Here is an 18,634-nt window from a genome sequence, read left to right as displayed (position 1 = left end):
ATCAGCGCACCTTCAACGTGGCGAGGCCGATCAGCACCAGCACGACGCTGATGATCCAGAAACGCACGATGACGCGCGGCTCCGGCCAGCCCTTGAGTTCAAAGTGGTGATGGATCGGCGCCATGCGGAACACACGCTTGCCGGTCATCTTGAAGCTCGCCACCTGGATCATCACCGAGGCGGTTTCCATCACGAACACGCCACCCATCACCAGCAACACGATTTCCTGGCGCACGATCACGGCGATCGCGGCGAGCGCCGCACCGATCGCCAGCGCGCCCACGTCGCCCATGAACACCTGGGCCGGATAGGTGTTGAACCACAGGAAGCCCAGGCCTGCGCCGGACAGCGCACCACAGAAAATCGCAAGTTCACCGGCGCCGGGAATCGACGGGATGCCGAGGTATTCGGAGAACAGGCGGTTGCCCGCGAGATACGCGAACACGCCCAGTGCGCCGGAGACCAGCACGGTCGGCATGATGGCGAGGCCATCCAGGCCGTCGGTGAGGTTCACCGCGTTGGAGAAGCCCACGATCATGAAATAGGCGATGACCACGAACAGCACGCCGAGCGGTACGGCCACCTGCTTGAACAGCGGCACGTACAGGGCGGTCTCGGCTACCGGCGCGTTGGCGACGCCATGCGGCGCGGTGTAGTAGAGGAACAACGCGGCAGCCAGGCCGAACACCGACTGCCAGAAATACTTCCAGCGCGAGGCGAGACCGCGGCTGTCCTTCAGCACCAGCTTCTTGTAATCGTCGTAGAAGCCGATCACGCCGAAACTGAGCAGCACCGCCAGCACCAGCCACACATAACGGTTGTGCAGGTCAGTCCACAGGATGGTGGAGAGGCTGACTGCCAGCAGGATCATCACGCCGCCCATGGTCGGCGTGCCGGCCTTGGACAGGTGCGTCTGCGGGCCGTCCTTGCGCACGACCTGGCCCGCCTTCAGCTCGGCCAGCTTGCGGATGACGTTGGGTCCGAACAGCAGCGACATCGCCAGCGCGGTAAGCGCGGCCATGATGGTGCGGAACGTGATGTACTGGAACAGGTGGAGGGCAGTGAAGTGCCGTGCCATCCAGTCTGCGAGTTCAAGCAGCATCGGATGCGCCCTCCCCTGTTTTCTTGTTGTCGCGGAGCGCAGCGACCACCTGATCCATCCCGGACGAGCGCGAGCCCTTGACCAGACAGGCGACGCCGCTGTGCAGATGTTGTTTCAATGCGGCGGCCAGCGCCGCCTTGTCGGCAAAGTGCTCGCCACGTTCGCCGAACGCCTTCACCGCTGCGGCGCTCAGGGGGCCGACCGCGAACAGGCGATCGATGCCGCGCTTGTGCGCGCGCTCGCCGATGCCGGCATGCAGGGCCACGGCGTTCTCGCCGAGCTCGGCCATGTCGCCCAGCACCAGCCAGCGTTCGCCTTCGGCCAGGGCCAGCGTGTCGATGGCGGCACCGACGGAACCGGGGTTGGCGTTGTAGCTGTCGTCGATCAGCGTCCAGCCGCCGGGCATGCGCTCGAACTGCAGGCGACCGGCGACACCGGGTACGTTCTCGAGGCCTTCCACGATGGTGTCGAGCGGCACGTCCAGCGCCAGCGCGATCGACGCCGCGGCGAGCGCGTTGGCGATGTTGTGGTGGCCCGCCAGCGGCAGCTGCACTTCGGCATCGCCCACCGGCGTACTGAGCAGGAAGTGCGACCCGTCCACGCGCTGATCGAGGATGTCGGCACCCACATCGGCCTTGTGGTCCAGCCCGAAGCGCAGCTGGCGGCGCGTCCCGGCCAGCCCCGTAAAGAAGCTCGCGAACGCCTCGTCCGCATTGATGATCGCCACACCGTCGACCGGCAATGCCTGATACAGCGCGCCCTTGGTCTCGGCCACGACTTCCACGCTGCCCATGCGCTCAAGATGCGCGGGCGCGATGGTGTTGACGAGGCCGATATCGGGCCGCGCGATGGCAGCGAGGTAGGCGATGTCGCCCGGCTTGCCCGCGCCCATTTCGAGCACGGCGTACTCGGTATCCTGCGGCATCGCCAGCAGGGTCAGCGGCAGACCCAGCTCGTTGTTGTAGTTGCCGGCGTTGACGTGCGTGCGGCCATGGCGCGACAGGATCGACGCCGTCAGCGTCTTCACCGTGGTCTTGCCGTTGGAGCCGGTGATGCCGATCACGCGCACGTTGCTCTGCGCACGCACGGCGCTGGCGAGGTCGCCCAGGGCGAGCTCCGTATCGTCGACCAGCACCTGCGGCAGGTCGAAGTCGACCTTGCGCGTGACCATCGCGGCGATCGCGCCCTTGGCCTTCGCGTCGGCCAGGAAATCGTGCCCGTCGACGCGCTCGCCCTTGATCGCCACGAACAGGTCGCCGGAATGCAGCTTGCGCGTATCGATGGCGACGCCGGTGACGTCGACGTCCTCGCCGATCAGGCGTCCACGGGTCCACAGGGCAATGGCGCTCAAGCGCATCATGCTCGTGTCTCCAGCGCGTGGCGGGCGACCGCCAGGTCGTCGAACGGGCGCTTCCCCGTCGCGCCTTCCTGATACGTCTCGTGTCCCTTGCCAGCGATCAGCACCACGTCGCCGGCCTTGGCCGACGCGAGCGCATGCTGGATGGCGGCGGCGCGATCGCGCTCGACCGTGGCGGCTTCGGGACGACGAAGGCCGGCGACGATGTTCGCCACGATGACGTCGCCGTCCTCGGTGCGCGGATTGTCGTCGGTAATGATGATGGCATCAGCCAGGCGCTCGGCGATCTCGCCCATCTGCGGACGCTTGCCGGCATCGCGGTCGCCGCCGCAGCCGAACACGCAGATCAGGCGGCCTTCGCAATGCGCGCGCAGCGCCTTGAGCGCCTGCTCCAGCGCATCCGGCGTATGCGAGTAGTCGACCACCGCCAACGGCACGCCGTCGACGCCACCGAGGCGGTTCATGCGGCCGTTGATCGGCTCCAGCACGGCGATGGCGTCAGCCATGCGCTCGAACGATTCGCCCATGGCACCGAGGCAGGCCACCACGGCCAGCAGGTTGGCGACATTGAAGCGGCCCAGCAGGCGGCTGCGCACGGCGCGCTCGCCCCACGGCGTATGCAGGGTGAACGCGAGGCCTTCGGCGGAGGTCACCACGTCGGTCGCGCGCACCTCGGCAGCCGCATCGCCCTCGGCGCTCAGGCGCAGCGCATGCACACCCTGCGGCAGGCGGCCGGCCAGCGTGCGGCCGAACGCGTCATCGACATTGATCGCGGCGCCCTTCAACGTCGGCCACGCGAACAGCTTGGCCTTGGCTTCGCCGTAGGCCTCCATGCTGCCGTGGTAGTCGAGATGGTCGCGGGTGAGATTGGTGAACGCAGCCACCTCGAATGCGACCGCGCCCACGCGACCTTGTTCCAGCGCATGCGAGGACACTTCCATGGCTACGTGCGATGCACCCTGCTCGCGGAAGGAGGCCAGCAGGCCCTGCACGTTGATGGCATCCGGCGTGGTGCGCTCGCCTTCGTTGATCTGGCCATGCAGCCCGGCGCCCAGCGTGCCGATGGTGGCGGCGCGATGGCCGAGCAGCTCCAGCGCCTGCGCGAGCAGCTGCACGGTGGAGGTCTTGCCGTTGGTGCCGGTCACGCCGATCACGTGCAGCGACTCGGACGGACGCCCGAAGAAACGCGCGGCGATCTCACCGACCTTGCCATGCAGGCCATCGACCCACAGCACCGGCACATCGATGCCCGCAGCGTCGGCCGCAGGCGCTTCGGCCAGCACGACGCGTGCGCCGCGTGCCACCGCACCCTTCGCAAAACTGATGCCGTGCTCGCGCGTGCCGCGAAGTGCAAAGAATGCATCGCCGGGCTTCACCTCGCGCGAATCCAGCGTGAGCCCTGAAACGACGATATCGCCAACACCCGGGGTGTCGGCGATGCCGTGGAGAAGCCGGTCGAGGCGGGCGCTCATGGTGTCGCCTCCTCGATCGGTGCGTCGGGCACCGGTTCCACGTCGGGCTGTTTGTTGCTGGTCAAACCGTTCTGTCCCTGCAGCGGGCCGCCGACGTACCAGCGCCCGATATTGTCTGGCGGCACGTCCAGCAGGCGCAGTGCGCCGTCCACGACCTTGGAGAACACGGGACCGGAGACCAGCGCGCCGTAGTAGCTGCCCTTCCTGGGGTTATCGATGATCACGACAGCCGCGAGGCGCGGATTGGACGCGGGCACGATGCCGGCGAAGGCCGAGCTGTAGTTGTTCTTGGAGTAGCCGCCGGCGGTGGCCTTGTGCGCCGTACCCGACTTGCCGGCCACGCCGTAGTTGGCGATCCACGCGTAGGGTGCACCGGTGCCACCCGGCTGCGTCACCGCCACCATCATCTGCACCAGCTCGTTGGCGATCTTGGGATCGACGATCTGCTTGGCGTCGTTGTCCGAGCCCTTCACGAAGGTGGGCAGGTGCATCACGCCGCTGTCGGCGATGGTGGCGTAGCCGTTCGCCAGCTGCAGCGGCGTCACGTTGAGGCCGTAACCGTAAGCCAGGATGGCCTTCTCCAGCATGCCCCAGCTCTTGCCTGGCTTGAGGTAACCGGAGGCTTCGCCCGGAAAGCCGCTGTTGGTGCTGTTGCCGAAGCCGAAGGCACGGTAGGTGTCGTACATCAGGCCGGTATCCAGCGTCATCGCGACCTTGGCGGCGCCGATATTGCTGGACTTGGCGATGATGCCGGTCGGCGACAGCATGCCGTAGGCGTGTGTGTCGCGGATATCGTGCGAGATGTAATAGAAGTGGCCGTTGCCGGTGTCGACCAGCGGACCGGTCGGCGTGTACTTGCCGCTGGACAGCGCCGCCGCCATCACGAACGGCTTGATGGTGGAGCCCGGCTCCACCACGTCGGTCATCGCGCGGTTGCGGCGGCTCGACGGATTGCTGCCGCGCAAGGCGTTCGGGTTGTAGGTCGGCCAGTTGACCATGGCCAGCACTTCGCCGGTATGCACGTCGAGGATCACCATCGAACCGGAGTCCGCATCGGACTGCTCGATGGTGTTCTTCAGCTCGTTGTAGGCGAGGAACTGGATGCGGCGGTCGATGCTTAGCGTGATGTCGCGACCCGGCTGCGGCGCGCGCACCAGTTCCACGTCTTCCACCACGTGGCCCATGCGATCGCGGATCACGCGCTTGGCACCCGGCTTGCCTGCTAGCCAGTCGTCGAAGGCCAGTTCCAGGCCTTCCTGGCCGTGGTCGTCGATGTTGGTGAAGCCCAGCACGTGCGAGGTCACCGGGCCCGACGGATAGAAGCGGCGGAATTCGCGCTGGCCGTTGACGCCCGGCACGGCGAGGTCGAGCACCACCTGTGCCGCATCCGGCGACATCTGGCGCTTCAGGTAGACGAACTCGCGCTCCGAACGCTGCATCAGGTACTGCTTGAGCGCGTCCGTATCCATGCCGATGGCCTTGGCCAGCGCCGGCAGCTTGTCTTCGCTGTTCAGCACCTCGGACGGATTGGCCCAGATCGAAACGACCGGCGTGGACACCGCCAGCGGCTCGCCGTTGCGATCGAAAATGGTGCCGCGCGACACCGCGATGGGCACTTCGCGCAGGAAACGGGCGTCACCCTGGTTCTGGTAGAACTCCTTGCGCACCACCTGCAGGTCGAACGCACGCGCCACCAGGCCCAGCGAGGCCAGCGACAGCACGCCCACCACCAGCAACATGCGGCGGCGGGCGCTGGGGGCCGCGGTGCGGCGGCGGGTGGGCGAAGGTGTCGTGCGCGGGCGCGGCTTCATCGACGCACCAGCTGGATGTCTTGCGGCTTGGGATTGAGCATGCCCAGCTTCCGCGCCTCTTCGTCCACGCGGCGCGGCTCGGCCCAGGTGGCCTGCTCCAGTTCCAGCTTGCCGTATTCGATGTTGATGTCGTCGCGCGCGTTCTGCAGACGGGTGAGCTCGACGAACAGCACGCGACTCTCATGGCGCGTCCACACCACGGCAATGGCGCTGGACAGCACCGCCGCGATCAGGATCAGCATGAAGAGGGCGCCGATGGCCTTCATCCGAGTTTCTCCGCCACGCGCAGCACGGCCGAGCGGGAGCGCGGATTGACGGAGAGCTCTTCGTCCGAAGGAAACTGGGCCTTGCCCACGGCTGCCAGGCGTGCCGGCGCTGCAGCCACCGGCGGACCACGACGGCTGCCCTGCACGCGACCGGAGTGGTCGCGGATGAACAGCTTCACGGCGCGATCTTCCAGCGAGTGGAAGCTGATGATGGAAAGACGGCCGCCCACTTTGAGCAGCTCCAGCGCCGACTCGAGACCCTGCGCCAGCGCGTCGAGTTCACCGTTCACGCGGATGCGCAGCGCCTGGAAGCTGCGCGTGGCCGGATGCTTGCCCGGCTCGCGGCGGCCCACCACGCGCTCGATCAGCCCGGCCAGCTGACCGGTGCGGGTGATCGGGTTTTCGGTGCGGTCTTCGACGATGGCGCGGGCGATCTTGCGGCTGAAGCGTTCCTCGCCGTAAATCCACAGCACGTCGGCGATCTCTTTCTCCGAGGCGTGCGCGAGGAAATCCGCAGCACTCTCGCCCTGGGTGGTGTCCATGCGCATGTCGAGCGGCGCATCGGCCATGAAGCTGAAGCCGCGGGCGGCTTCGTCGAGCTGGGGCGAGGACACGCCGAGATCGAGCAGGATGCCGTCGAGGCCGCCAGCGGTTTCATCCCACTCGGCCATGGTCGAGAAGTTGGCGTGGCGGATGGAGACGCGCGGATCGCCGGCGAACTCGGCCTGGGCGGTGGCGATGGCCTGCGGGTCGCGGTCCATCAGCAGCAGGCGGCCGTCGGGACCCAGACGCGACAGCACGGCGCGGGCGTGACCGCCGCGTCCGAAGGTGCCATCGAGATAGCGCCCGCCAGTTTGCACGGCGAGTCCCTCCACTGCTTCACCCAGCATCACCGGGATGTGCCGCAACTGCTCGGCCATGCCGCACTCCCGCTCCCGTCCCGTTAATTCCGCCGCGCTGCCACCGTTGCCGGTTACAGCTGCAGCTCCGCCATCTCGTCAGTGATCTCGTCTTCGCCGATGGTCTGGCGGATCTTGGCCAGGTGGGCCTGTTCGCTCCAAAGCTCGAACTTGTTGCCCATGCCCAGCAGCACCGCCTTCTTCTCGATGCCCGTGGTGGCTCGCTGGCTGGCAGGCAACAGCAGGCGGGCGGCGCCATCCGGCTCAACCACCGCCGCGGCACCGACCAGCTTCATCTGCATGTCGCGATGGGCGGCCTTGACCTTGGGCAATGCGTTCACCTGGTCGCGCACCTTTTCCCACTCGGCATACGGGAACAGCCACAGGCAGCCCGTCTCGAAGGGGTTGTAGGTGATCACCAGACGATTGGCGCAGGCGTCGGCCACCAACTCGCGGTACGCGGTCGGAATGGCCAGCCGGCCCTTATCGTCAACAGTGATGGCGGTTTCGCCCTGGAACACGACCGTTAGGCTCCACTAATTCCCACGATTTCACACAGGAACCCACGATAGTCTCGCCCCCTGAGACTGTCAAGGGAATTTTGCTTGTGAATCAATGAGAAAGGCGGTGATCTGGCAGTAATTCCAGCCTTTTATGAGGAACCATCCGAAGGTGCTTGAATGACTAGGATTTTTTGTTTCCTGGCCACCATCCCCGGACTGCTCTCCGGCCGCCGAAATGCCATCCCGCATGAACCGTCCGTTCAGACCTTCCATACGCGGCCGTTGCCACCGTGTCGGGACTCGACACGGCGGCAACGGCCGGCAAGAAGGAGGGTGGAGTCGGCCTGTAAGCCGGGTTCTGTACGCCTTGCGGCGCGACAGTCATTCCTCTCGGCCTGGCGTCACCGCCAGGCTCCAGCAACCTACCCGGGAACAACGCGGGCCGCGTTATCGTTCCCCTATTCGGTCTTGCTCCAGGTGGGGTTTACCGTGCCATGCGGCGTTAGCCCCGCACGCGGTGCGCTCTTACCGCACCCTTTCACCCTTACCACGCACATCCGGAGATGCCGTTCGGCGGTCTGCTCTCTGTTGCACTGGCCGTCAGCTCACGCTGCCCAGGTGTTACCTGGCACCTTGCCCTATGGAGCCCGGACTTTCCTCGATGCGCTTGCGCGCGACGCGACTGTCCGGCCGACTCCGGGGCGCATTCTAGTGGAATGTGAGGATCAAAGCGCTTGAGAGTTGGAAGTGCGAACAACTCCGTTTAACGGAAATCCGCAGCTTTATTTGTGGGAGCGCACCCTGTGCGCGACCGGAGAGCCACAGCAAGGCATCAGTTTTGGGTTTTCGCACCAGCTGTCAGGCGCTTGCCCGACCGTAGTCGCGCACTGGGTGCGCTCCTACAAATAGCGGGTCGCCCGACCCTCAACCCTCGTACAACAACTTCCGCGGCGCCCCGCTGATCGCCGCCGCCAGCTTCGCGGCCTTCGCCGGTGGCAGTTCCTCACGCAGGATGGCGAATACCCGCCGCCCTTCCGCCTCGCGCGCATCGGTTTCTTCACCGCGTCCCGCGACCAGGAGCACGCACTCACCGCGCTGCTGGTCCGGATCATTCGCCACGCGAGCCGCCAGCTCGCCCAGCGGCTCGCCGATCACCGTCTCGAACAGCTTGGTCAGCTCGCGCGCCAGCACGCCTTCGCGCGCTTCGCCAAATACATCGCGCATGTCCGCGAGGCTTTCGGCCACGCGATGCGAGGATTCATAGAAGATGAGCGTACGCGCATCGCCCGCAAGTTCCTGCAAGCGCGAACGCCGCGCGGCCGCCTTGGGCGGCAGGAAGCCTTCGAATACGAAACGATCGCTGGGCAACCCTGCCACCGACAACGCCGCAATGGCGGCGCACGCGCCCGGCACCGGTACACAACGGATCCCTGCCGCACGCGCCGCGCGGACCAGCCGGAAGCCCGGATCGCTGATCAGCGGCGTGCCCGCATCGGATATCAGCGCCACCGATTCACCGCCCTGCAGCCGCCGCACGATCGCATCCACCACATCGCGCTCGTTGTGCTCGTGCAAGGCCACCAGTGGCGTGCCGATGTTGTAATGCATGAGCAGCGGGCGACTGTGCCGCGTGTCCTCCGCGGCGATCACCGCCACCGAGCGCAAGGTTTCGATGGCACGCACGGAAAAGTCGTCGCGATGGCCGATCGGCGTGGCGACAACCCATAGCTGGCCGGGCTGAATCTGTGACATCGTAGACTCCGTACTCATATCGTGCGCCGCGAGGCGGCGATCCAATGGGCTATCATCGCCCATCTGCGTAAAAAGCTCGAAGGGATTTGGCCATGCGCTTGTACCGCGCTGCAGGCATCGCCCTGCTGATTTCACTCGCACTCACTGCTTGCGTACCCCCCGCAGCCCAGCGATCTCCCGCAGAGATTGCCGCGGCCCAGCAGGCCCAGGTACTGGCGCAGCAAGGCAAGTTCGACGAGGCGGCACAGGCGTACCTCACGCTGGCCCAGACCAGCGGCAATCGCGACGAGTATCAGTTGCTCGCCGCCGAGGCTTACCGCCAGGAAGGCCAGCTCGATCGTGCGGCACCCTTCCTCGACAGCATTCGCCGACAACGCCTCACCGACGACGAGCCGGTGCGACTGGATCTCCTGCAGGCGGAGCTCGCGCTCAAGCAGCACAACGCCCCGCGCGCACTGCAGCTCACCACGCAACCGAACCTCAGCGTGCCTACCCCTCTGCAGGTTCGCCTGCTGGAGTTGCGCTCGCAGGCCATGCAGCAGACCGGTGACCTGTGGGGCGCCGCGCGCACGCGCGTCGAGATGGACGGCCAATTGAGTGGCATCGACCAGGCACAGAATCGCAAGCAGATCGTCACCGTGCTTGCCCAGCTCGGAGTCGAACCGCTCAAGCAGCGTGCCGCCGCCATGCAGCAAGGCGACCGCATGCTGCCGTGGGTCAACGAGGCGCTGACCCAGCTCGGCGTTGCCGTGGCGCGCCCCGCTCCGTCACTGGAGCAGGAAGTGGGCACCATGATTCCGGGAGAAGGCGCCAACGTACGCGAAGGCTTCAAGATGCCTGCGCATGTGGCACTGCTGCTGCCGATCAGCGGCAGCACCGCCTCAGCGGGCACCACCGTGCGTGAAGGCTTCCTCGCTGCCTATGCCGACGCCGGACGCAACCACGTGCCGCGCCCGCCCGTGCGCATCTACGACAGCGCCGGCACTGCCGACGGTGCGATCAAGGCCTATCAGCAGGCCGTCAACGACGGTGCGCAACTGGTGATCGGCCCGCTGACGCGCGGTGAAGTGTCCGCCCTGTTCGGCCTGCCGCAGCTTCCGGTACCGCTGCTCGCGCTCAACCATCCTGACGACAAGAGCCTGCCCGCCAACGGCGTGAGCGAGTTCGGCCTGCTGCCGGAAACGGAAGGATCGCAAGCTGCGGATCATATGGCCGAAGGCGGCATCACCAACGCCTACGTCATCGCCGGCAACGACGACTTTGCGCAGCGCGCGGCCAAGTCGTTCAAGGCAGAGATGGAAGCGCGCGGCGGCAAGGTCGCCGGCATGGGTAATCTCGGTGCCACCGGCGTCAACTACGCCTCGACCATCAGCGGCCTGGGCATGCCCACCGACAGCGGCGACGCAGCCGCCGCGACCGCCACGAACAACGCCGGCATCTTCATCAGCATGCGCCCGCAACAGGCGCGCCTGCTGCTGCCGCAGCTCAAGCTGGCCCGGGTGAACCTGCCCGTGTTCGGCACCTCGCACATCTACGCCGGCGTGGACGATGCCGGCGCCAACCGCGACCTGGAAGGCGTCGAGTTCTGCGACGCCCCCTGGTTGTTCGACGTGCAGCCCGGCCTGCCCAACCACGGCGACATCGCGGGCCTGTTGCCCGCCGCACGCGGTACCTCGGCGCGCCTGTTCGCCTTCGGCATGGATGCGTGGAACCTCGCACCCTACGTCGACTGGCTGCGCGCGCACCCCGGCAGCTATCTCCCGGGTGCCAGCGGCCAGCTCACGGCGGATCAGTTCGGCCGCATCCGCCGTGTGCTGGTATGGGCCAAGTTCCAGGACGGACTGGCCCGCCCGATCAACGGCAGCCTTCAGATGGACAGCGCGCCGGCACTCGCGCCGCCGACCGACAACAGCACGCCGCCTCCGGCCAACGACCACCCCAACAACGGCTGATGCGCGCCGCCGGCGCAGTCTTCGAGCAACGGGCCTGCGCGGAACTGCAACGCGCAGGCCTCAAACTGCTGGAGTGCAACTACACCACCCGCTATGGCGAGCTCGATCTGGTGATGCTGGATCGGGACACCCTTGTCTTCGTCGAAGTGCGCCACCGCCTGACAAGCAGCCACGGCAGTGCCGCCGTGAGCGTCACGGCAAGCAAGCAGGCCAAACTTATCCAGACTGCCGAGCTCTGGCTGTCCCACCACCCCCAACATGCCAGCCGGCCTTGCCGCTTCGACGTTGTGAGCTACGACGGGCCGACTGACAGTGCCACAATGACCTGGTGGCGCAGCGCGTTCGAAGCGACGTGACATGTCATCTCCGATGAGCTGCATGCATGGCCTCTTCATCAACGGACCAAGCGCTGCGTTTTGACAGCTGCGTCTCCAGGGCTTGGCGAACCAGAAGTAATCGAGCTGTAGATGCCAGCGAATCACGGGGCCCACGTGGTGCCCGACGGATGCTGAGCGCGGCCGCCTACGACTTGCCGCGTGCCGCCGGCTGGGCCGGAGGTGCCGCCTCCTCCTCCTCCGCTGGCTGCAGTGTCACAGCCAACTCCTCGAGTGCAGCGATTTCATCGTTCAACGCGTCGTGCAGCTCACTCTGGCGCGTCATCAAGGTTTCAATCGGACCGGCCCGCTTGAGCTTCTTCAGTTCACCATCAAACAACAGCCATTGCGCCGTCAGAGCTTCGACATTGTTCTTCGCGTAATGGCGCATCTCTTTCAGCTGCGCAAGGACGTCGTTCACGTGTTCGAACGGAGTCTTCGTATCCGCGGACATGGCGGCACCTCAGGTCTCATCCCATTTTTTTTAGCTTAGTCGCGCGAAGCTGGCTGTTGCTGAAACAGGGTGAACGCGCAGGGCACTGCAGCTGAACCGCACCCGCTGTTGCGTCGAAAATTCACCCGATCGTAACGTGGAAACCCACGAACGCGCGGGGTGATTCCGTGATGACGCCAGGAGACGAAGCGCATCGCACTGATCATCACCGTAGCCACGCGCACAAGTCGATTGAGCGTAGCATCCATGTCTGAAACCCACGGGAGGGAGACATGGCATCGAAACCCTCAACCGCAGTGAGTACTCAGGCGCTCAGGGCCAGTGGATACATGGGCATGCTGACTGCCGGCGCACTGATGTTTCCCGCGCCATGGGCGCTTGCATCCGTGTTTACGCTGCCGATCGCGCCCGCATGGGGGCTGGGCAATTTCGCGTTTGCCTTCTGCGCGGCAGGCAGCTTGATCGGCATGCTTTTGGGTCGACGCATGAAGTTCTGACCCGGAACCACGGCCTTAACGCGTGCGGGCCAAGCCCCCAAATGCAGCCGCCTTGAAGAAGGTGTATGTTGGTCCAACTGCCCGCCACGTACACAGGTGTCCGAATGAACGACACACCCAAGCCTCTGTCGGTCGCTACTATCCATTCGGTCTATGCGGGGAAGAAAATCTCCACCGCAGTGGACCAGACCAAAGGCTTCCAATCGACGAACCGCTTTGCCCGTGACCCGACGCACTCTGGTCAGGCTCCACAAGTTCCCAGGGCCGAAAAGAACCCATTGCGGCGCTGACGGGAATTCGGGCATCTCGATCATGCCAGGCTTTCCTCGTTGCAGGGAATCGACCACCCGACGCCACCTGCGCGTAGACGCATGATGTCGCGGAGAAAGCCGCCATGAGCACTCATACGGAAACTCCGATTCTGGAGTCCACGCTGACGTGTCCTGAATGCGGTCATCAGACCACCGAAGTCATGCCAACGAACGCCTGCATCTTCTTTTACGACTGCGCGGGATGCGGCGCGCTGTTACGTCCCAAAGCCGGGGACTGCTGCGTATTTTGTTCCTATGGAACGGTGCCCTGCCCGCCCGTCCAGCAGCAGGCACCCTGCTGCCGCGGCCATTGATATGCCGGCCTGAGCGGAAGACGCCGCCCTCGGTACCGGGAAAACTCCTCAACGATTTGCTCATATCTCGTAGGGCAAACTGCCGGGCATAGTCGTCGGGCGACGGGTCAACCTCAGGGGATCAGCATGCTTCGCGCTCTGGTCAAGATCGGCAAATGGACGTCCATCGTCATCCTGATCTTCCTGTGCTCCCTGCTGGGTATCCGTGCCTGGGATTCGCAGCGAGGCGATCCGCTGGCGCCATGGCAGACCTATATCCCCCACGAACTGACCGCAACGGAGATCGATGCCACGGATTGGGCGGGCTATATCGCTGCGGAACAACGCGTATTCGACGAGGTGCGCACGCAGGTCAGCGACAAGCTGGATGCGTCGGAGCGCGTGGGGACCAATCGCTATTTCGAAGGCGCGCCGATGTATCCGGAGCACTTCAAGGTGGACTGGAACCGGTCGTACGTGCTTGAACCCACCAGGCCTCCGGTCGGTGCGGTGGTGCTGATCCACGGCCTGACCGATTCTCCCTATAGCCTGCGCGATATTGCCGAGCTGTATCGCGCGCGCGGCTTTGTCGCGATCGGCTTGCGCGTACCCGGGCATGGCACGGTGCCGGCGGCGCTGACCGAGGCGCAGTGGCCCGACTGGCTGGCGGCAACGCGGCTGGCCATGCGCGAAGCGCGTCGGCGCGTCGGCCCGCAGGCGCCGATCCATATGGTGGGATATTCCAATGGAGGCGCGCTCGCAGTGAAGTACACACTCGATGCCTGCGAGCACCCGGAGCTGGCGATGCCATCGCGACTCGTACTGCTGTCGCCGATGATCGGTGTCACGACGTTTGCGCGGTTTGCGGGCCTGGCAGGACTGCCCGCACTCCTGCCAGCCTTTGCGAAGGCCGCGTGGCTGGACCTGCTGCCGGAATACAACCCGTTCAAGTACAACTCGTTCCCCGTGAATGCAGCCCGGCAGACCTACCTGCTGACGGATGTGTTGCGCAGCCAGCTGCTGCGCCTTGGCCGCGAGCACCAGCTATCTCGTCTGCCACCCATCCTCACCTTCCAGTCGGTCATCGACGACACGGTGAGTGCACGGGCCGTGGTGCGCACGCTCTATGCACAGTTACCGGACAACGGCAGCGAGATCGTGTTGTTCGACGTGAATCGCAACCATCGCTTCGACTCCTTGCTGCGCGCCAGTTCGCTGCAGGCCCTGAAGAACCTGCTGCCGCCCGGACCGCAGCACTACAAGACGACCGTGATCGCCAATGAAGCGGAGAACGACAGCCACACCGTCGCTCGCAGCACGCCTGCCGACAGTGACAAGGTCACCGCCACGCCGCTGTCCATCATCTATCCGGACAACATTTTCTCGCTGTCGCACATTGCCCTACCCTTCCCGCCCAATGATCCGCTTTACGGCACCGACCCCGACACGTCGGAGAACTACGGTGTTCGCCTGGGCACGCAGGCACCACGGGGCGAACGCGGGGCGCTGATCCTCAACCTCGATGCGGTACTGCGTATCAGCTCCAATCCCTTCTACCCGTACGTGCACGACCGCATCGAGGACGTGATTCCGGCCTCATCGACCACGGCGCAGGCCAGACCCGCAGGATGAATGCCGCGCCGGCCACGCGCCCGACCGGATCGCTCCCGAACCATCCAGCGCGACGCCGCTTGGTCGCCCGCAGTGGGATACTGCGCGCATGAACCTGCCCGATGCCCTCCTTTCCGCACTGCGCCAGCATTTTCCCGGCAACGCGATGTCAGTCGACATGGCCGAGCGTCTTGCGTATGCGTATGACAATTCGCGCCGTAATGCCTCACCGGATGCCGTGGTGTTCCCCACCACCCACGAACAGGTCGAGTCTCTGCTGCAGCTTTGCCGCGAACATCGTGTGCCGGTGATCGGACGCGGGCGCGGTACCAACACCACGGGCGCCACCGTGCCGGTGGACGGCGGCGTGGTGGTGAGTTTCGAGCGGATGAACCGCATCCTGCGCATCGATCCGGATAACCGCCTGGCCGTGGTCGAACCGGGCGTGCTCAACGGCGACCTGCAGCAGGCACTCAAGCCACACGGTTTCTTCTGGCCACCCGACCCGACCTCTTCCCCGTGGTGCAGCATCGGCGGCAACCTCGCCTGCAACTCGGCCGGCCCGCGCACGGTGAAGTACGGCAGCCCGCGCGAGAACACATTGGGCCTGCGGGCGGTAGCGGGCACGGGCGACGGTTTCCGCTGCGGCACCTATACCAGCAAGGGAGCGACGGGTTACGACCTCACGCGCCTGCTGATCGGCTCGGAGGGCACGCTCGCACTGATCACCGAAGCCACGCTCAAGCTTACGCCGAAGCCTTCCGGCCTGCGCACCATGCGCGCCACGTACACCGATGTAAGCGCCGCGGCACGTGCCGTTGCCCGCATCATGGCGCAGCCGGTAACGCCCTGCGCACTGGAGTTCATCGACGACGTGGCGCTGAAGCTCGCACGCGACCATGGCGGGGATAGCGTACCGGTGGCCGGCGCCATGCTGATGATCGAAGTGGACGGCGAACCGGACACGCTGCCGAGTGCGGTCGCAGCGGTCTCGCGTGCCGCGCGCGGCGAAGGACTGGAAGAACTACGCGTGGCGGAGACTGCCGAGGAAACCACAGCGCTTTGGTCGGCGCGCAAGGCTTTGTCGCCAGCTCAGCGAACTATCTCGCCGAACAAGATCAATGAGGATGTGGTGGTACCGGTCAGCCGGCTGCCCGAACTGGTCGATGGCATCAAGCACCTGGCGAAAAAGCACGACGTACTGATCGTGAGCTTCGGTCACGCCGGCAATGGCAACCTGCACGTGAACCTGCTGCCACGTGACGAGGCCGAGCGCGAACGCGCGCATGCCTGCCTGGCCGAGGTGTTTGCGCTGGTGATCGCGCTGGACGGCACCTTGTCGGGCGAGCACGGCATCGGACTGGTGAAGCGCGAGTTCATGCCGCTCGCCCTGCAACCGACAACGCTGCAGCTGATGCGGAACGTGAAGGCCGCCTTCGATCCCGAGGGAATACTCAATCCAGGGAAATTGCTGCCCTGACTATCCTGTAGGAGCGCACCCAGTGCGCGACCACGCACGTATCAGGTCACGAGGAACTCGCGGAACGGCGATCGCGCACTGGGTGCGCTCCTACATAGGTTGTGCGGGGACTCAGTAGTCCCGGATGTCCAGCATGACGAAGCCTCGCACGCTGTAACCGTTGTCCGCAGGCCAGGTGAGCGACGCAAGCGCGCGATCGCCCGCAGGCCACGGCGCATTGTCGAGCAGGACCTCGGCGCTGACCCGGCCGTCATCGCCCCGGCGATGGAACAGGCGTATCCAGTGCGGCTCGCCACCGAGCACCTCGCGCTGCAAGGCTTCACGCAGCGCCGGCAGGAGGTCCTGCGGGATGGCCGCATCTTCGCGATTCGACAACCAGGGGCCGACGAACACATCCCAGGTACGCAGGCCAAGCTCCCAGCCATAGGTCTGCAGACGACGCTCGTCGGTCACATACCAGCAGGCAGCGAGCAGCACATGGAGCGCCCCTCGCTCGAAGGTGTCCAGGGCATCGCGACAGCCGGCGTCACCACTGCCATGGCCCGCAAAGCTCTCCTCGATGTGGCGCTCTTCGCTGAGCACGATATCGACATCCAGGCGACCGGGCTGGCCACTGGCGCCTTCGGTCCACGTGGCACGCACTGCCGGGAAGTCGCCATCGGTCATCAACCAGTCTTCGTCGGGCTCGAGCTCGACGCCGTGGCGCTGGAACAGTTGCAGGAGGTATTGCTGGAGCGCAGCGTCTTGCATGGGAGAAACCTCGTCGATCAATGGGCGCGCGTGCGCCACAAAAGGTGGCGCACGATCATCGCCAGCACCAGCACCACCACGCAGGCGCCATAGCCATAGAGCGCCGGCAATACCTGCTGCCAGATAGCACCGCTGGCCGGGCCGTACTGACCCACGGCGGGGACACTGGCGGTGTCGAACGCCGCACCCGCGCATTCCACGGCCGCAAAAGCGGCCAGCAGCAGCGCCGCCATGTCGAAGCCGCGCCGTGCGGACGTACGCGGCAGGCTCTTGGGATACGCCCAGTACGCCCAGCCGAGGATCAGCAACCAGGGCGCGAGCAGCAGGATGGCCAGGTAACGCATGCGTCAGTTCACTCCTTGGATGCCGGTGCCTGCCGCGCTTATTCCTGCGCGGCCAATTGTTCCAGGGCGCCCCGCAGACGGGTCAGGGCCTCGTCGCGGGCCTCCTCGCCGTCGTAATCGGGCGTCACGGCCACATGCTCGCCATCCAGCTCCAGTACCAGGGAAAGCGGCTGCACCTGCACCACGGCGCTGGCGGCACCCAGCTCCTTGATGCGTTTCTGCAGCACACCTGCGGCCTTGGGATCGGCGAATGAACGGGACAGCAGCAGCTCTTCGCCATCGGCGGAGAACAGGCGGAAGCGGAAGCTGCCATCGGCATCGCGGAAGCTCGCAAAGCGCGGCATCTTCCCGGTCTTCGGCGCAGGCTTGGCTGCTGCAGCTTGCGGCGCCACCGAAACGCCCGAACGCAGGCCGATGGCGTCGCGCAGCTCGGCCACCTTCGGCGCAGCGATGGCGCGCGCCTTCTTGGCGCCTTCCTGCAGGATCTCCTCGATCATCGCAGGGCGGGCCATCAGCGCGTCATAGCTCTCGCGCATCGGCGCCACGTCCACTTCGATGCGTTCGAACAGCACCTGCTTGGCCTCACCCCAGCCGATGCCGCCGACCAGCGCCTGGCGGAAGGCTTCCGATTCGGCCTCGCTGGCGAACGCGCGGAAGATGGTGAACAGCGAGGAGCTGTCCGGGTCCTTCGCTTCGCCCGGCAGGCGCGAGTCGGTGACGATGCGCATGATCGATTCGCGCAGGTTTTTCTGGCCACCGGAGAACAGCGGGATGGTGTTGTCGTAGCTCTTGGACATCTTGCGACCGTCGAGGCCCGGCAGCGTTGCCACCTGCTCCTCGATCACCACTTCCGGCAGCACGAAGAACTCGCGTCCGTAGATGTGGTTGAAGCGCTGCGCGATATCGCGCGCCATCTCGATGTGCTGGATCTGGTCGCGGCCCACCGGCACCTTGTTCGCGTTGAACGCGAGGATGTCGGCAGCCATCAGCACCGGATACATGTAGAGGCCGGCGGTGACGCCGGCGTCGGCGTCCTCGCCCGCCTCGGTGTTCTTGTCCACCGACGCCTTATAGGCATGCGCACGATTGAGCAGGCCCTTGGCGGTGACGCAGGTGAGGAACCAGGTCAGTTCCGGAATTTCCGGGATGTCCGACTGGCGGTAGAACGTGACCCGCTGCGGATCGAGACCTGCGGCCAGCCAGGTCGCGGCGATTTCCAGGCGCGAACGCTCGATGCGCGCCGGATCGTCGCTCTTGATCAGCGCGTGGTAGTCGGCCATGAAGTAGAACGCATCCACGTCATCGCGCAGGCTGGCGGTCACTGCCGGGCGGATCGCGCCGACGTAGTTGCCGAGGTGCGGCGTGCCGGTGGTGGTGATGCCGGTAAGTACGCGGGTCTTCATGAG

The 18,634-nt window shown here is 65.6% G+C and carries 19 protein-coding genes and 1 other RNA gene; 7 read left to right on the top strand and 13 right to left on the bottom strand.

All coding sequences use genetic code 11. The features are described 5' to 3' along the window. Position 1: 1 nt before the first annotated feature. The 9 genes from mraY to rsmI form a co-directional block, all read right to left on the bottom strand. Complete coding sequence (gene mraY / locus EPB08_RS03140; protein ID WP_130617588.1) at positions 2-1,102, bottom strand: phospho-N-acetylmuramoyl-pentapeptide-transferase; 1,101 nt, start codon at positions 1,100-1,102, stop codon at positions 2-4. Beyond that, positions 1,092-2,462, bottom strand: a complete 1,371-nt coding sequence (locus EPB08_RS03135; protein WP_130617587.1) for a UDP-N-acetylmuramoyl-tripeptide--D-alanyl-D-alanine ligase — start codon at positions 2,460-2,462, stop codon at positions 1,092-1,094. Before EPB08_RS03135 ends, mraY begins: the two co-directional genes overlap by 11 nt. After that, positions 2,459-3,931: a UDP-N-acetylmuramoyl-L-alanyl-D-glutamate--2,6-diaminopimelate ligase gene (locus EPB08_RS03130; RefSeq protein ID WP_130617586.1), complete on the bottom strand. Its 1,473-nt coding sequence runs from the start codon at positions 3,929-3,931 to the stop codon at positions 2,459-2,461. Before EPB08_RS03130 ends, EPB08_RS03135 begins: the two co-directional genes overlap by 4 nt. Then, entirely contained in the window at positions 3,928-5,742 is a 1,815-nt protein-coding gene (locus EPB08_RS03125; RefSeq protein WP_130617585.1) for a peptidoglycan D,D-transpeptidase FtsI family protein, read from the bottom strand. The genes EPB08_RS03130 and EPB08_RS03125 overlap by 4 nt, the downstream gene beginning before the upstream one ends. Continuing rightward, positions 5,739-5,999 (bottom strand): cell division protein FtsL, encoded by a 261-nt coding sequence (ftsL, locus tag EPB08_RS03120; RefSeq protein WP_165418393.1) that lies wholly within the window; start codon positions 5,997-5,999, stop codon positions 5,739-5,741. The genes EPB08_RS03125 and ftsL overlap by 4 nt, the downstream gene beginning before the upstream one ends. A 5-nt stretch (positions 6,000-6,004) precedes the next feature. Continuing rightward, positions 6,005-6,928, bottom strand: a complete 924-nt coding sequence (gene rsmH, locus EPB08_RS03115) for a 16S rRNA (cytosine(1402)-N(4))-methyltransferase RsmH (protein ID WP_130617583.1) — start codon at positions 6,926-6,928, stop codon at positions 6,005-6,007. A 53-nt stretch (positions 6,929-6,981) separates the two neighbouring features. After that, the gene (mraZ, locus tag EPB08_RS03110) at positions 6,982-7,428 is read right to left on the bottom strand and encodes a division/cell wall cluster transcriptional repressor MraZ (protein ID WP_038621199.1); all 447 of its coding nucleotides are present in this window, start codon (positions 7,426-7,428) and stop codon (positions 6,982-6,984) included. Positions 7,429-7,741: 313 nt separating this feature from the next. Continuing rightward, positions 7,742-8,108: RNase P RNA component class A (rnpB, locus tag EPB08_RS03105), an RNA gene on the bottom strand. Between the two features lie 226 nt (positions 8,109-8,334). After that, a complete protein-coding gene (rsmI, locus tag EPB08_RS03100; RefSeq protein WP_130617582.1) occupies positions 8,335-9,162 on the bottom strand; it encodes a 16S rRNA (cytidine(1402)-2'-O)-methyltransferase in 828 nt (275 codons plus the stop codon). 92 nt (positions 9,163-9,254) lie between these two features. On the opposite strand from rsmI, the gene EPB08_RS03095 reads away from it, so the two are divergent. Next, entirely contained in the window at positions 9,255-11,114 is a 1,860-nt protein-coding gene (locus EPB08_RS03095; RefSeq protein WP_130617581.1) for a penicillin-binding protein activator, read from the top strand. Next, the gene (locus EPB08_RS03090; protein ID WP_130617580.1) at positions 11,114-11,470 is read left to right on the top strand and encodes a YraN family protein; all 357 of its coding nucleotides are present in this window, start codon (positions 11,114-11,116) and stop codon (positions 11,468-11,470) included. Before EPB08_RS03095 ends, EPB08_RS03090 begins: the two co-directional genes overlap by 1 nt. A gap of 166 nt (positions 11,471-11,636) precedes the next feature. Here EPB08_RS03090 and EPB08_RS03085 read toward each other — a convergent pair whose 3' ends face one another. Beyond that, positions 11,637-11,909, bottom strand: coding sequence for a hypothetical protein (locus EPB08_RS03085; RefSeq protein ID WP_229238190.1), 273 nt, complete (start codon positions 11,907-11,909; stop codon positions 11,637-11,639). A gap of 368 nt (positions 11,910-12,277) precedes the next feature. Here EPB08_RS03085 and EPB08_RS20985 point away from each other — a divergent pair, with 368 nt between their 5' ends. From EPB08_RS20985 to EPB08_RS03065, 5 genes are all read left to right on the top strand, one after another. Further along, positions 12,278-12,439 carry a hypothetical protein gene (locus EPB08_RS20985; protein WP_165418382.1) on the top strand — a complete coding sequence of 54 codons (162 nt, stop codon included), beginning with the start codon at positions 12,278-12,280 and terminating at the stop codon, positions 12,437-12,439. 104 nt (positions 12,440-12,543) lie between these two features. Continuing rightward, positions 12,544-12,729 (top strand): hypothetical protein, encoded by a 186-nt coding sequence (locus tag EPB08_RS21130; protein ID WP_130617578.1) that lies wholly within the window; start codon positions 12,544-12,546, stop codon positions 12,727-12,729. A 104-nt stretch (positions 12,730-12,833) separates the two neighbouring features. Further along, the gene (locus EPB08_RS21215) at positions 12,834-13,064 is read left to right on the top strand and encodes a GDCCVxC domain-containing (seleno)protein (protein ID WP_130617577.1); all 231 of its coding nucleotides are present in this window, start codon (positions 12,834-12,836) and stop codon (positions 13,062-13,064) included. A 126-nt stretch (positions 13,065-13,190) separates the two neighbouring features. Continuing rightward, entirely contained in the window at positions 13,191-14,675 is a 1,485-nt protein-coding gene (locus tag EPB08_RS03070) for an alpha/beta hydrolase (protein WP_130617576.1), read from the top strand. 88 nt (positions 14,676-14,763) lie between these two features. Beyond that, positions 14,764-16,134, top strand: coding sequence for an FAD-binding oxidoreductase (locus EPB08_RS03065; RefSeq protein ID WP_130617575.1), 1,371 nt, complete (start codon positions 14,764-14,766; stop codon positions 16,132-16,134). A 111-nt stretch (positions 16,135-16,245) separates the two neighbouring features. Here the strand turns inward: EPB08_RS03065 and EPB08_RS03060 are convergent, their stop codons facing one another. From EPB08_RS03060 to EPB08_RS03050, 3 genes are read right to left on the bottom strand one after another with little or no spacing between them, the layout of a single operon-like run. After that, positions 16,246-16,884 (bottom strand): DUF6348 family protein, encoded by a 639-nt coding sequence (locus EPB08_RS03060; RefSeq protein ID WP_130617574.1) that lies wholly within the window; start codon positions 16,882-16,884, stop codon positions 16,246-16,248. A gap of 17 nt (positions 16,885-16,901) precedes the next feature. Continuing rightward, positions 16,902-17,228: a hypothetical protein gene (locus tag EPB08_RS03055; RefSeq protein WP_130617573.1), complete on the bottom strand. Its 327-nt coding sequence runs from the start codon at positions 17,226-17,228 to the stop codon at positions 16,902-16,904. 38 nt (positions 17,229-17,266) lie between these two features. Continuing rightward, positions 17,267-18,631 (bottom strand): tryptophan--tRNA ligase, encoded by a 1,365-nt coding sequence (locus tag EPB08_RS03050; RefSeq protein ID WP_130617572.1) that lies wholly within the window; start codon positions 18,629-18,631, stop codon positions 17,267-17,269. Between the last annotated feature and the right edge of the window lie 3 nt (positions 18,632-18,634).

Source organism: Dyella amyloliquefaciens, from assembly GCF_004296575.1.
GTDB lineage: Bacteria > Pseudomonadota > Gammaproteobacteria > Xanthomonadales > Rhodanobacteraceae > Dyella > Dyella amyloliquefaciens.
Note: the sequence above shows the minus strand (reverse complement) of the source record. Positions and strands in the feature narration are given on the sequence as shown.